The sequence below is a fragment of the Actinomycetes bacterium genome (genome assembly GCA_022599915.1).
Lineage (GTDB): Bacteria > Actinomycetota > Actinomycetes > S36-B12.
The window spans coordinates 13,427-28,090 of record JAHZLH010000016.1 but is presented as its reverse complement, the minus strand read 5'-3'; the positions used below and the strand labels follow the sequence as shown (position 1 = coordinate 28,090).

The 14,664-nt window shown below is 61.5% G+C and carries 10 protein-coding genes; 9 read left to right on the top strand and 1 reads right to left on the bottom strand.

Annotated elements, in window-relative coordinates:
• Positions 1 to 17: 17 nt before the first annotated feature.
• From K0U62_02570 to K0U62_02560, 3 genes are all read left to right on the top strand, one after another.
• Positions 18 to 2,495 carry a choice-of-anchor D domain-containing protein gene (locus tag K0U62_02570; protein ID MCH9800402.1) on the top strand — a complete coding sequence of 826 codons (2,478 nt, stop codon included), beginning with the start codon at positions 18 to 20 and terminating at the stop codon, positions 2,493 to 2,495.
• Positions 2,496 to 2,579: 84 nt separating this feature from the next.
• A complete protein-coding gene (locus K0U62_02565; protein MCH9800401.1) occupies positions 2,580 to 3,311 on the top strand; it encodes a hypothetical protein in 732 nt (243 codons plus the stop codon).
• Positions 3,265 to 5,145 (top strand): choice-of-anchor D domain-containing protein, encoded by a 1,881-nt coding sequence (locus K0U62_02560; GenBank protein MCH9800400.1) that lies wholly within the window; start codon positions 3,265 to 3,267, stop codon positions 5,143 to 5,145. The genes K0U62_02565 and K0U62_02560 overlap by 47 nt, the downstream gene beginning before the upstream one ends.
• On the opposite strand, the gene K0U62_02555 is transcribed toward K0U62_02560, so the two are convergent.
• Positions 5,142 to 6,077: a 5'-3' exonuclease gene (locus tag K0U62_02555; GenBank protein ID MCH9800399.1), complete on the bottom strand. Its 936-nt coding sequence runs from the start codon at positions 6,075 to 6,077 to the stop codon at positions 5,142 to 5,144. The genes K0U62_02560 and K0U62_02555 overlap by 4 nt on opposite strands.
• 56 nt (positions 6,078 to 6,133) lie before the next feature.
• Between K0U62_02555 and K0U62_02550 the strand changes: the two genes are divergently transcribed.
• From K0U62_02550 to K0U62_02525, 6 genes are all read left to right on the top strand, one after another.
• Positions 6,134 to 7,264: a Xaa-Pro peptidase family protein gene (locus tag K0U62_02550; protein MCH9800398.1), complete on the top strand. Its 1,131-nt coding sequence runs from the start codon at positions 6,134 to 6,136 to the stop codon at positions 7,262 to 7,264.
• Positions 7,261 to 8,409 (top strand): acyl-CoA dehydrogenase family protein, encoded by a 1,149-nt coding sequence (locus tag K0U62_02545; protein ID MCH9800397.1) that lies wholly within the window; start codon positions 7,261 to 7,263, stop codon positions 8,407 to 8,409. The genes K0U62_02550 and K0U62_02545 overlap by 4 nt, the downstream gene beginning before the upstream one ends.
• Entirely contained in the window at positions 8,406 to 10,007 is a 1,602-nt protein-coding gene (locus K0U62_02540; GenBank protein ID MCH9800396.1) for an amidohydrolase family protein, read from the top strand. Before K0U62_02545 ends, K0U62_02540 begins: the two co-directional genes overlap by 4 nt.
• Entirely contained in the window at positions 10,004 to 11,548 is a 1,545-nt protein-coding gene (gene lnt, locus K0U62_02535; protein ID MCH9800395.1) for an apolipoprotein N-acyltransferase, read from the top strand. The genes K0U62_02540 and lnt overlap by 4 nt, the downstream gene beginning before the upstream one ends.
• A 91-nt stretch (positions 11,549 to 11,639) precedes the next feature.
• Positions 11,640 to 13,076: a hypothetical protein gene (locus K0U62_02530; GenBank protein MCH9800394.1), complete on the top strand. Its 1,437-nt coding sequence runs from the start codon at positions 11,640 to 11,642 to the stop codon at positions 13,074 to 13,076.
• Positions 13,077 to 13,116: 40 nt separating this feature from the next.
• Complete coding sequence (locus K0U62_02525; GenBank protein MCH9800393.1) at positions 13,117 to 14,622, top strand: HK97 family phage prohead protease; 1,506 nt, start codon at positions 13,117 to 13,119, stop codon at positions 14,620 to 14,622.
• Positions 14,623 to 14,664: the final 42 nt, after the last annotated feature.

The following is a 14,664-nucleotide window of genomic DNA, read 5'->3' as shown; positions in this document are numbered from 1 at the left end:
AGTTAGAGGAGATCACCGTGAAACTGAGCACTCGATCCACCTGGTTTCAAATATGGGCCCTTGCTGCCGCTGCGGTCCTCGGTATGGCACTGGTGATGTCTATGGCGCCCGCGTCTGCCAAAGCGACAGTTAGCGATAGTCACACCACCGCTGACAGCACCGACAGGATCTCGGCTGCAAGTACTGGAGTTGCGGCTGATATCACGGTCGGTTCTAACTTTGCCTGCGGGGCCACACAGGTGGGGCATGTCTCCTGCTGGGGAAACAACCAGTACGGGCAACTGGGCAACGATCAATCCGGCAACGTTGAGTCGTATCCGGTACGCGTGAAAGGTGGCGCACAAGGAGGCAAATGGCTGACGGGCGTGACCCAACTGGCCGCCGGCGGCGACCACATGTGCGCGCTAGCCAACAACGAACTGTTCTGCTGGGGCCGCAACCAACGCGGCCAGTTAGGCACTGGCTCACAGCAGAACGCAGCGGAACCCGAACAGGTGAATCTGGCCAATGTGACATCCGTTGCGGCGGGCCTAAAGAATACTTGCGCTATAGCGGGTGGCAACGCGTACTGCTGGGGCGACAACCTCTACGGTCAGGTAGGAGTGAATCAAACACCAGCTGGCAGCCCTGCAAATTGCAGTTCCACCGGGTCAGCGCTGTCATGTGCCAAAACTCCCCAGCAGATCGAACTGCTTGGGGTAGCCCAGATCTCGGTCGGTCACCAGACTGTCTGCGCTATAGCGGCGAGTAAAGTCTACTGCTGGGGAAGTAACACTAATGGCGCTCTGGGATGTGGGGAATCTCAGGGAACGTCGTTTAGACCGGCACAGGTGTGCGCTCCAGGCAAGGGAACAGGTTCACTATCGGAAGCCGGAACTCCAAGTGCGGTCGCCGTTGGTTGGGACTACGGGTGTGCGGTAGTCAACGGTTCAGTCTTCTGCTGGGGAAACAACACTTTTGGGGAACTCGGCATCGGAGACCAGAGAGAGAACGACCAATCGAACATAGCCATCCCACCCACCCAAGTTTTAGCCGGCGAGCAATCTAGGTCACAGTTCCTAACCGGGGCTTCCACCATCGCGACATCTGACTCCAACAAAGCGCACACCTGCGCCCAGACCAACACCGGCATGTTCTGCTGGGGTGATTCCAAGACTGGCGAGTTGGGCAACGGCACAACGTCTACGTCATTCACGCCTGTCGCAGTGCTCCCGGGTGAAGAGGGGTTTGGTGCTGGTGGGGGGACTATTGCGATTTCGGTGGGCGCGGCAAACACGTGCGCTATCAATGATGAGTCGATGCCGTACTGCTGGGGCAGCAACCAACTGGGACAACTGGGCAAGGGTGGTTTCGCTGTCGAGAACTGCGGAACCACCCGGCAGCCTGTTCCCTGTGCCACGACGGCACGGTTGGTAGAAGGCCAGTTATCGGTGTCACCGTCGTCGGTCGACTTCGGGAAAGTGAAACCCGGCACGAAGCACCAGGAAGACGTGAAGGTGCGGTCATCCTTCCTCTACGAGGTAATCGCGAAGGCGACCCTCACTGAATTCCACGAGGGCGATCGGACCGTATTCGGCTGGGAGGGCTGCGAACCGCGCACGGCGCAGGGAAGTGTTGTGAATGCTGATCAAGGCTGTACTGGGATAGCCTCTTTTGCGCCTGATAAGGCTGGCGAATACGGCTTCAAGACGTTGATCGAGACACAGGTCAACAGCGGCACGACTAAGCCACCGCTGGGACTGTCGGTCGGGCCGAAGACGGCGGAATTCACCGGCACTGGTGAGGCTGAATGCGTAGGTACATGTGGGCCGGTTCTGGCGGCGAAGCCTAACCCTGTGGACTTCGGCACCGTTGCTGTGGGCGACGTGAAAACTGCCAAGACCACACTGTCAAACATCGGCGATGAGCCACTCACGATCGACAAGATCAAGGTTAAAGACGTTCAGAAAGAGTTCGACATCAAAGACGCTTCCCTGTGTAAGACCACACTTGCACCGGGAAAGAAATGCCAGATCTCGGTCCGGTTCTTCCCCCGGGTGGCCGGACCCGCTGCCGGCTTGCTGGTCATCACCTCTAACAGTGACCGTGGCGAAGACTCAGTAGCTTTGGCCGGCGAAGGAAACCTCGTTATCACCCCCGACAAAGACGGTGACCTGGCTCCACCCGGCAAAGTGCGCAAACTCAAGGCACCCAGCAAGCAACTGACATGCCGGTCCGCCACCATCACCTGGCAAGAACCCAAAGACTCAGGCAGCGCCCCCGTCAACGGCTACCAAACCCGCATCAAGAAGAACGGTGACTGGAAGAAGTGGAAGAGCCTCGACTGGGTACCTGACAAGGACGGCAACCTCAGCTACACCTACAAGAACCTCAAACCCAATACCAATTACAAGGTACAAGTACGCGCGGAGTCCATCGCTGGCACCGGAAAACGCAAAACAACGACATTCACCACACCCCGATGCAGCGTGCCCATCAAACCCGGCAACGGCTAAACCCCAGCGTTCAGACCTGCGAATGCCATTAACAGTCGCGCTCGGCTAAAGTCACGGCGTCGCCAACATGACTGGAGGATCACAGTGCGCGCTCGTCCCGCGAAACTAGCCCCAACTCACCTCTGGGCTCTCGTCGCCGGCTGTGCACTAGCAGCCGGGCTGCTCATCGCCCCGAATACCAGCCAAGCAGCAGATGGTATGACCACAAATGCCACCACATCGAACACCGAGACGCTACAAGGACAAGACACAGCGGCCGCCGTGGCGGCTATCGAGGCGCAAGCGACTGGCGGGGTGAAGCAAATATCGGCGGGATCGCGGAGTGCCTGTGCCACGACCGGCGACGGTTCAGTCTTTTGTTGGGGAGACAATTCCTCCGGGCAACTAGGGGATGGCTCCTCCGGGCAACTAGGGGATGGCACGCCCGTCAGTAGCGTTCGCCCGGTCAGGGTACGTGCCGGTGATCAGGGAACTGGGGAATACTTCGCGGGGGCGGTACAGGTCTCCACCGGTCGATCTCACGCCTGCGCCATCACCCAATCACAAGAAGCGTACTGCTGGGGGAATCAGCTAAGGCTAGGTACTGGGCTCGCTGATGGTTTTCAAGACACACCCAAGAAAGTCAGCACTGCGACAGTGTCCAAAGACGGGGTCAGGCCTGGTTCCTTCCCGCAGGGGAGTATCACCGAGATCTCTGCCGGCTGGAAGGTAACCTGCGCTCGGCGCCGGGAGGAATGGCGGTCAGGCCTACTGCTGGGGAGATTTGGCGATGTCGAGCTATCCGGGTCAGGGACTGCCGTGGCTGGTGAGCAATGAAGGCTTCCCGGGGGAGGACTTCAGTAATGACAACGTCTCCGCTGTGTCGGCGGGTGGCACTCACGCATGCCTGGTCCAGCAGGGCAACGCCTGGTGCTTGGGTTCAAACTACACGGGACAAGTAGGGCACGGAAGCGTAGGTAACAATGCAGAGCCGCTCGCACCGGTGGTTGCCAGACCCGGTGACAGTTCGCGACTAAGCGGCGTCACCGCCATTAATGCCGGTGAATCCCAAGGGGGGGAATCCAATCAACGCGCTCATACTTGCGCCATCACAGGTGAACCACCTAATGCGCAGACGTACTGCTGGGGAAATAATTCCTCCGGGCAACTAGGGGACGGCAAGTTCGATGCGGGGGGTGTGGGAGTGCCAGTAAAGGTCAATGTTCCGGTCGTATCCAGTTTACCCAACGGGGATGTCGCATCCGTTTCTGCAGGCGTGGAACATACCTGCGCAGTGACACAGGCCGGAGCCGCTTACTGCTGGGGTAACGGCTACGACGGAGCGCTGGGAACGGGTAAATCCGGCAAAGTTGCGTCTCCTGTCCCGGTCGCTGAACCCGAAGGTGGTGTGCAGGGGCTGAGTCCTACTCGACAAATCTCCGCCGGGGTGGACTTTACCTGTGCAGTGGGAACTTCTGCTGGCGCTTTTTGTTTCGGGCTTAATAATCAGGGCCAGTTAGGAATCGGAACAGCCGAGGGGCCGGAAAACTCAGCGAAGATCTGCCAGAACACAGCGCGAGGTGAAGAGCCGGTGTGTTCGCTATGGCCGTTGGCTGTTTCCGGGCAACTGCGAGTCTTCCCGTCACCGGTGGTGCTGCCAGATACCAAGACCGGCGATGCAACCACCGCGGACGTCCGGCTACGAGCATCGTTCTTGGCGGAGTCTGTTGATGTGAAAGTAGACATTCCCAAGGGCGACAAAGAGGGCTTCGCCTACTCACCTTCATCTGGCTGTGCCACGACCGGCAATATCGTGGCTTTCACGGAGGTCAACTGCCTCGGTCAAATCGATTTCTCGCCACAAAAATTGGGTCAATACTCCGCAACGATGCGACTTACGCCGCTTGAGTATCCCTACGCTGATGCTGAATTCTTGATCTCGGGACTAGCTACCGGAGACTCTTCGGGCGCCGTTGTCTCCGGTGATCCCGTCGACTTCGGAGATGTGTCGACTTTCACCGCCAAGAAGAATCAGGCCATAATCACGAACATCGGTGATTCTCCGTTGCGGGTCGCCGGAGTGAAAATCGCCAACGACCCGGACGATGAGTTCGCTGCACCCAAATCGGGAAATAGATGCTTAGGCAAAACCATCCAGCCTGGGGACTCCTGCAAGATTGCGGTTCAGTTCTTCCCACGGCACCTAGATACCTCGGTGGCCTTGCTGAAATTGCAGTCAAACGCCCAAGGCAAGGCAACCATCGGTCTCACCGGTGTGGGAGTGGCGACCGACAGCAGTGGGGTCAGTTTGGGGAAAGTCCGCAAACTCAACGCTCCCAGCAAGAAGACGAAGTCTAAGCGAGCGTTGGTGAAGTGGAAACGGCCAAAAACCCAGTTGCCCGTTACGAGTTACCAGACCCGGACCAAGAAGTGCATCAAAAAGAGCGCCGGCGGCTGGAACTGCAAGAAGCCGAGCTGGTCAAAATGGCGCGATAAGGATCCTCGTCCGAACGTGAACGGCTGGATCTCACGCGACTACCGCAAACTCACGCCACAAACCCGCTACAAGGTTCAGGTCAGAGCGTTGTCTAACGACATCCGGGGCAAGAAGTCCGCAATCCCGGTGACGACGACCAAAACGGGAGTACCTACCCGACCAGGCAACGGTTAATCGGCGAGTGCTTGTGTCAGCCGCTTGATTTGCCGCTCGATGCGGTATTCAGCGGCCAGCTGGGTGAGGGCTGCTGCCTGCTGCGGCTCATGCGGCAGTGGGTAAGGACCTGGGGGCACGACCACTACATGGTCCAACCGCACCACGGGATCGGCACGCTGCAAGTAGTCGCCAGCCGCCAGCAGGTTTGCTCGGATCCGTTTACTCAAACCACTATCGGGGTCATCGGCGGCTTTGCCGATGGCAGCGATCGACCCATATTCGTTGACCAGTCGCGCCGCCGTCTTTTCTCCCACACCCGATACACCCGGCAAGCCGTCGCTGGCGTCTCCGCGCAGCAGAGCGAAGTCTGCATAGTGCTGAGGCGTGACACCGTATTTGTTCTCCACCCACGTCGCGTCCACCAGCCCCAACTTCGCTAGACCGCGGGCGGTGTAAAGCACCCGCACGCCGCGGGAATCATCAACAAGTTGGAAAAGATCCCGATCACCAGTGACGACATCCACGCCACCTACATGATCCCGGGCTAGCTGGGCGATGACGTCATCCGCCTCAAACCCGGTTGCGCCCACCACGGGGATGCCCACCGCAGTCAGAACATCGGCAATCACCGGTTCCTGCACCGACAACGCATCTGGCATTTCTTCGATGTCGTCGTCACCGGACGAGTCACTGCCCTCAGCGGTGTTGGGGTCCACTTCCTGCGCCACGCGATGCGCTTTATAGGAGGGCACCAGCTCGACCCGAAACTGTGGCCGCCAATCGTCATCCCAACAGGCCACCATTTCATCGGGGGAGAAGCGCTCGATGAGTTGCGCCACCATGTCGATAAAGCCTCGGATGGCGTTGGTGGGGGTGCCGTCCACCGCAGCGAAGCGATCCGGGACACCGTAGAAGGCGCGGTAATACAACGAAGCACTATCGAGCAGCATGAGACGCGAAGCCATGTCGCCATGATGCCGCGTCAAATGTGAACTACCGTGGTGACATGCCAGAAACCAGCGAGACCAGTATCGGAGCCGCCGACTACGCCGCCCGGTTACGAGCAGCGGCGACAACTGCCGGACATTCAGGTTTGGCAGCGCTGTTGGTATCACCCGGACCGGATCTGCGGTACCTCACCGGCTACGACGCTGTGGCCTTGGAACGGCTCACCTGCCTGGTGCTCCCTGCAGATGGCGATCCGGTGCTGGTGGTCCCGGAACTGGAACTCCCCGCAGCACGGGCAGCCGGAACTGCTGACCTCGGTATCGAACTGCTGCCTTGGCCGGAGACTGCTAATCCTTATTCCCTCATCGCGGATCGTCTCGGGGCGGTGCCGGCCGTGGGAGTGGACAATCACATGTGGGCGGAGAAGTCGCTGCGGTTCGCCGAAGCCATGCCCGCTACCTCACAGCGACTGGCTGGCCCAGTGCTCACCACGCTTCGGTCGGTCAAGAGCGTCGCTGAGATTGCCCAGTTGACTCGTGCTGGAGCCGCCATCGACTCCGTTCATGCGCAGCTGGCCGAGTGGCTGCGACCCGGACGCACCGAACGGGAGATTGGTGCAGACATTGCGGATGCCATCATTCAGGCCGGTCATGACCGAGTGGACTTCGTGATCGTCGCGTCAGGACCGAACGGCGCAAGTCCGCATCATGAGGTGAGCGACCGAGTGGTCGAACCCGGTGATCCGGTGGTGGTGGACATTGGCGGCACATTGCCCAGTGGCTATTGCAGCGACTCCACTCGTACTTACTGCCTCGGGCAACCACCGGCGGAGTTCGCCGCCTACTACCAGGTGTTGCAAGAGGCGCAAGCCACAGCAGTGGCTGCCGTTCGGCCGGGCATCGCCTGTCAGGACATTGACACGGTTGCGCGGTCCATCATTAGTGACGCCGGTTACGCCGACTACTTCATCCATCGCACCGGACACGGCATTGGCCTGCAGACCCACGAAGACCCGTACATTGTGGAGGGCAACACCGACCTGATGGAGGTGGGTCACGCGTTCTCAGTGGAGCCAGGAATCTACCTATCCGACCAGCACGGCGCTCGAATCGAGGACATTGTGGTGTGCGGGGAAGATGGGCCGGTACTCATGAACAATCGCCCTCGTGAACTGGGCGTGATCGAGTGACACCCGAGCAACGTCTGCTGCCGACCTCCGAGGCTCGCGACCTGCTGGCGTTGACCGCCGAGATCGGGAGCGCGGAACTGTCATCCCGAGTCACGGCAGCTGAAGAGTCACAGACGTTCCCGCGGGAGGTGTTCCACTTACTTGGACAGACCGGACTGCTGGGTCTGCCGTATCCGGAGGAGCAGGGTGGCGGCGGTCAGCCCTATCAGGTCTACCTGCAAGTGATTGAGGAACTGTCCCGGCATTGGCTCGCGGTGGGGATGGGCGTCAGCGTGCACGTGCTGTCTTGCTATCCGCTGGCGACCGCCGGTACTTCGCACCAGCAACAGCAGTGGCTGGCCGACATGCTGGGTGGAGACCTACTCGGCGCCTATTGCCTCAGCGAAACCGAATCCGGATCGGATGCCGCCTCATTGCAAACGTGTGCGAAAACTGATGGTGACGGCGACTACACCGTTACTGGCAGCAAGGCGTGGATCACCCACGCCGGTGCAGCCGACTTCTACAGCACCATGGCCCGTACCGGCGAGGACGGTCCAGCCGGCATCTCCTGTCTGCTGATCCCGGCGGATGCACCCGGTCTAAGTTTTGGACCACCGGAACGCAAGATGGGGGTGCGATCGTCCGTCACCGCGCAGGTGATCCTCGATTCGGTACCGGTCAGCTCGGATCGTCTGATCGGAGCGGAAGGGCAGGGTTTCCGGATTGCCATGGCTGCGTTGGACTCGGGGCGGTTGGGTCTGGCCGCTTGTGCCGTCGGGGTAGCGCAAGCCGCTCTCGATGCTGCCACTGACTACGCCCGACAGCGGGAACAGTTCGGCCGACCAATCGGACAGTTCCAGGGGGTGGGTTTCCTGCTGGCGGATATGACCGCCGCCGTAGCGGCTGCACGGGCGTTGTACCTCGATGCTGCCCAACGAAAGGACGCCGGCCAATCCTTTGGTCAGGAAGCCGCCATGGCCAAACTAGTGGCCACCGATGCCGCGATGAAAGTCACCACCGACGCTGTGCAGGTGCTGGGCGGCGCTGGTTACACCCAGGATTTTCCAGTGGAGCGCTATTTTCGGGAAGCAAAGCTGCTGCAGATCGTGGAGGGTACCAACCAGATTCAACGGTTGGTGATCAGCCGAGGACTGCTGCGATGAGCCGGTTGCTGTTCAACAACGGCCGGATTCACACACCGGCGGATCCGGGTGCCACCGCGCTGCTCACCGACGGGGATCGCATCGCCTGGGTAGGTCATGAAGGAGCCGCCCTGGCGCAACGCGACGGGGTGGATCGCGTCATCGATCTGGCCGGGGCCCTCGTCACCCCGGCATTCGTAGACGCACACGTGCACACTGTCGCCACGGGTATGAATCTTGTCGGTCTCGATCTGACCGGCTGCCAAAGTGGTGCGGAGTTGGTGGCGGCCGTGGCACAGCATTGTCGCGACCTGCCGGCAGGTCAGATCGTGGTTGGTCACGGCTGGGATGAGACCACCTGGGTAGACGCCAGCGTCCCGGACCGACAAGAACTAGACGCCGCTGCACCCGGGGTCGCGGTGTATCTCACCCGGATCGACGTCCACTCGGCGCTTGCCTCCACTGCGTTGCTCGATGCGATTCCCGATCTGACTGGTCTGGCCGGCTACAGCACTGATGGTTGGTTACGGGCGGACGCACACTACGCTGCTCGGGATGCGGTGCTGGCACAGCTGCCTGATGACCAACGAGGTCAGTTGCACCAAGTGACACTAGACGCCTACGCAGCCAACGGGATTGCAGCAGTCCACGAAATGGCTGGACCGAAGATCTCGCCCCGCAACGACTTGGAACAGCTGTTGACACGATCTGGCGGCGACAACCCGATCGTGCTGGGCTACTGGGGGGAGTTGGGCGGCGCGGCCACTGCAACCGAGATCGGCGCAGTGGGGGCTGCGGGCGACTTATTTGCCGACGGGGCACTGGGTTCCCACACCGCCAGTTTGTGTCACGCCTACACCGACCACTCGACCTGTGTTGGCGAGGCGTACCTAGACGTGGAGCAGGTGCGCGACCATGTCGTGCAGTGCGCTGAGGCCGGGATTCAGGCTGGCTTCCATGCAATCGGAGACGCCGCATTGGAGGTCACCACCCGCGGCATGGCGTTGGCGGCTGCTGACATCGGTGCCGATACGTTCCGCCGCGGGCGGAACCGGTTGGAGCACGTAGAGATGCCGTCAACCGAGGCGCTACAACGCATCTGTGACTTAGGCATCACGGTCAGCGCGCAACCCGTGTTTGAAGAACTGTGGGGCGGACCCGGCGGCATGTACACCCAACGACTGGGTGCCGAACGCGTCGCCACCATGAACCCGTTCGCGTCATTCCAGCGCGGCGGGGCACCGTTAGCGTTCAGTTCGGACGCCCCGGTGACTCCCATCGATCCGTGGCGAGCAGTGTCCGCCGCTATCCACCATCACAACCCCGACCAACGCATCAGCGCCCGCAGCGCGTTCACTGCCCACAGCCGCGGTGGCTGGCGTGCGGCCGGGATCGACGACGCCGGAGTCTTAGCACCCGGCCAGGCCGCCCATTTGGCGGTGTGGGGTGATGTGGAGTTGGTAGTGCAAGCCGCCGACGAGCGAATCTCGCGGTGGTCCACCGACCCGAGTTCCGGCACTCCGGTGCTGCCGCAACTGGGACCAGACTCGCCAAATCCATCGTGCCTGGCCACAGTCGCGGCCGGTCGGATCATCTACGACGCCGGCCGGTTGGGATGACCCGCTCCCTTCGGCTGCTGGCCGCGCTAGCGGCCGGGGCCACGATCGGCTTGGCTTTCCCGCCGCAAGGGTGGTGGCCGCTGGCGATCATCGGGGTGGCACTGGCGGCGCTGGCGGTAGGGGGGCTGCGGCTGCGTTGGGCACTGCTCCTCGGGTTAGCGGTCGGGGTCGTCAGTTTCGCCATCACCCTGCAATGGATCCGGGTGGTGGGCTGGGACGCCTGGATCGCATTGACGCTGTTCACCTCGCTGCCCATCGCCGCCGCATGTGGCGCCACTGCAATCGTGATGCGGCGACCTGGATGGCCGTGGGGGATAGCCGTGGTCTGGGTGACGATGGAAGCGATCCGAGACCGGGTGCCGTTGGGGGGTTGGCCGTGGGGGCGGCTGAGCTACAGCCAGGCCGATGCACCATGGCTGTCACTGGCCTCCTGGGGTGGGGCAGCGTTGCTGACGTTCGCGGTTGCCGCCGCTGGCGGTTGGCTAGCCTGGGCCGGCTACCACTGGGCCGATGGACTGCGTCTGGATGCTGTCGTCGCCGGGGGCGTGGTCATCGTGGTCCCGTTCGCTGCTTTGCTGATCCCGCTACCAACCGGCGGCCAAACCGAAAATGGACCAGAATCCGCAGTGGTGGCGGTCGTACAAGGCGACGTACCGAACACCGGACTCGGATTCGCCGATCGCAGCAATCGACGAGCAGTTCTCGACAACCACGTCGCCCAAACCTTGGCGCTAGCTGAAGCCGTGGCGGCGAGCCGCGAATCACAACCCCAGTCCGTCATCTGGCCGGAAAACGCCAGCGATATCGACCCGCTCACGCAAACAGATGCAGCCGCTGCGATCGATCGGGCCGCCCAAGCCATCAACGCACCCATCCTGGTCGGAGCGGTGGTCACCAATCCCGAAAATCCAGACACGGTGCTCAATGTCGGAATCGTGTGGGACCCAGATACCGGTCCCGGGGAGATCTACGTCAAACAACACCCGGTGCCTTTTGGCGAGTACGTGCCGGCCCGGGATCTACTCACCCAGGTAATCGGCCGGTTCGACCTAGTACCACGAGATTTCGTCGCCGGCACCGAACCAGGGGTGCTGCAGGTCGGTCCGGTGGTGCTCGGCGACATCATCTGTTTTGAGGTGGCCTACGACGACCTCGTGCGCGACACCGTGCAGGCCGGGGCCCGGATGTTGGCGGTGCAAACCAATAACGCGACCTACACCGGCCTTGGTCAGTCCGAGCAGCAACTCGCCATGGCTCGCATTCGTGCGGTGGAGCACGGCCGCGCAACAGTCGTCGCGGCCACCAACGGCATTTCGGCAGTGTTCCAACCAGACGGCACGATGACCGCGAGCCTGCCGGAACGCACCGCCGGGTGGCTGGTGCCTAGGTTGCCGCTACGAGACAGCCTCAGCGTTGCCGATCGAGTGGCTTTCTGGCCAGAGGTAGTAGCTGGGGTAGTCCTCATATGGCTCATGATTGCTGGCTGGCGCACCTCACCAGTCGTTCGAAGACGCACAGGTCACACGGCTAGGAACGAGTAATCCACACCAGAATCAGGAAACTGGCCCGCCGGTCAACGATCCTTACCGTCCCGACCAACTCGAGCGATAGGTCACGGCTAGGCTGTCGGTCATGCTGCCTGCCGCGATCGGACGCGACGACGACCGCGACTTCTCCGGTGAGTCACCGATTGAACCGTTGCAACGGCTGGGTCGGTATGTGCCGAACGCTGACGGTGGTTACGCATTTGAACCGATCGAAGCCGGCAGCCTCAGCCGCAATCGGCGCGTATATGTGTTCGTCCACGGCTGGATTCCTGGCTCGCGAAGCGCTGCTGATCAACTATTTGCTGAAGCAGGGTCAGTGCAAGCGTGGAATGAGCAGGTCAGCAACCGATCTGGCGAGTCGCTCGCTGCGGAATACACCCCACTGCTCGCCGCCCTGGCACAGCGCGATCCGGACAGTGCCGTGCTGTGGTTTTCTTGGGTGGATCAAAGCGGAACGGAAACGGGGCTACATGCCGCACGAGACTCGTTCCGGACAACCGGCATCAATGGTCGGCGGCTTGCCGTGGCTCTCCAACAGGCCTTTGGCCGCAGTTCGCCACAGGTGCATCTCATCGGACACTCGCATGGCTCCGTAGTGGCCACTCACGCGGCGTTGGCCCTGGAGCAACCGCCTCGCCACCTCACCGTGTTGGACTGTCCGGAAGGCTGGATGATTCGCACCGGGGGAGCGGCAGGCCTGCTCGATCAACTGCTGATCCGGCTGAACCCCCAACGAGGTAAGCACGGGACTTTCGTAGACAACTACGCATCCGTGTATGGCGGCAGTTACCACTCCGAACCGGGACTGCATCAGGTGGTGGACGTGCGGCTCACCCCCAAAGTGTCGAGCTCTGATCCAGCGAGTCCAGTGAGTCAGGCCCACCACTATCCGGTCGCCTGGTACACCAACAGCATCGCCACCGGCGCCGATCACGGCTTCGGCTGGTCACCGATGGTGGGCTTCGACACCCGTGAGTTGAAAGCCAGTTATCTCCAACGGGGAGACTCCGCACTCCTGCCGCTGACTCGTGCGGACGGCAGCGAAGGTTCCGGTACCCCGGACTTCACTTTGGAACCGGTCGACCTGCCCGAACAGTCCCTCACGAAATCCGAACCTGATCTTGCGGTGTCGCTGCGCGTCGATGAGTCGGCCGTGCTGTTGGACTTTAACTACGACATCAGTCACCCCGGTCGCGACACTCGCCTACAGGTAGCCGTTGATCACGAACTGCGGCTAGTCGCTGCGGCTCGACACCCGATTCCGGCACGGGGCAGATATCTGCGGATTCAACCAGACTCCGCAGGTGAAGTACTTGTGCAGTTCCGCCTGGTCGACTCCGGAGCGCGCACCCGAGTCGATATCTCGCAACTACGGATCGTGTGCGCGCCCAAGCCACCACCGCGCAACTACAGCACCGCTCGGTTCGGCATGGTGATGGCCACCGGGGGCGCGATCGTGGGTGCGAGTGCCGCGGTGGCCGTCATGGGGGCAATCGGAATGCTTCGTCGACGCAGGTGCTAGTCGTGTGCCCCTGACACCACAGCTGGGGTACGCCTAGATTGTGGCCACCGGAGGCACCGATACCGCCATTAGCGGGCGAGAAAACCACTACAACGGATACGCTGCCGCCATGATGCCAGCCGCCGTGGGACGCGACGATGACCGGACTTTCGATGGCCAATCTCCGATTCCGCCGATCCAGCGTCTCGCCCAGTACCAGTCAGCCACGCCAGACTCCGACGCCAAGTTCCACCAAGTCGAGTCAGGCGGCTTGCAGGGCACCAAGCGGGTCTACGTATTTGTGCACGGCTGGCAACCCGGTTCGCGAGAAATCACCGACTCGCTGTTCGCCGAGAGCGGCGCTGCCAGCGCGTGGGATTCCCGAGTGGAAAGCTCCTCCGGTAAATCGATGATCGAGTCCTACTCACCACTGCTGATGGCTCTAGCCGAGCGAGATCCAGAGGCAGCGGTGCTGTGGTTTTCTTGGGTCGATCAAAGCGGCACCGATGCCGATCTGTTTTCCGGTCGGGATTCGTTCAGCAAGACCGAAGTCAACGGCCGCCGCCTAGCTATCGCACTACAAGAAGCCTGCGGTCGCAGCACCCCACTGGTTCACTTGATCGGACATTCTCACGGCTGTGTGGTCTCTACCCACGCTGCGCTGGCATTGGCCCAACCACCCCGGCAACTGACGCTGCTGGATTGTCCGGAGGATTGGTTCAGTCGGGCTGGGGGAGCGGCCGGTCTCTTGGACAACATATTGCCGAGACTCAATCCCAGCCGGGGCGATGGCGGTACTTTCGTTGACAGTTATGCGTCCATGTTTGGTCTGGCCTATCACTCGCGGCCTGGCTTGGCCAACGTCGTGGATGTTCGCCTCATGCCGGCAGCGAGTACCGGCGAGGACTCCTCACCTGTCAGCCAGGCACATCAATACCCGGTGCAGTGGTACGCCGACACCGTGGCACAGCAACGGGACTACGGCTTCGGCTGGTCGCCCATGCACGGCTACGACACGACGGAACTGAAGACCAACTACATGGAAGCCGGCGACGAAACGGTCCTGCCGCTCACGTGGCGAGAAGGCGAGGCTACGGCACAAGAGACGCCGTTCACCATGGAGCCAGTGAGCATGCCGGAACAGGATCTCAGCCGCAGCCAACCCAACTTGGCCGTCACGCTGCCGGTGAGCGATCGAGCCATCATGGTCGAGTTCGACTACGACTTCCGTTCGCCGGGTCGTAACAGCGAACTTGAAGTGGCCGTGGATCACCAGCTGAAGTTCGTGGCCGGTCCGAATCAGGATGTGCACGGGCGTGGCCGCTACCTACGCCTCACCACCGGAGACATCACCGGGTGCAGTGTGCAGTTCCGACTCGCGGAGCCGGGTTTGCGCACCCGCGTGGCAATCTCTCGGTTGCGGGTCATTTCGAGCCCCAAGCCGCAGCGCAACTTCAACGACGTGCAGGTAAGCATCACTTTCGCAGGGCTTGGCGGCGTGGCTGGCATCGCCCTGACGCTGATCGGGGTGGCGATTGGTCGTCGATTATCGAAGCGGCAATGCTAGATCCGTGGGCCTGTCGGTGAGCCGACGCTGCCCAACTAACAC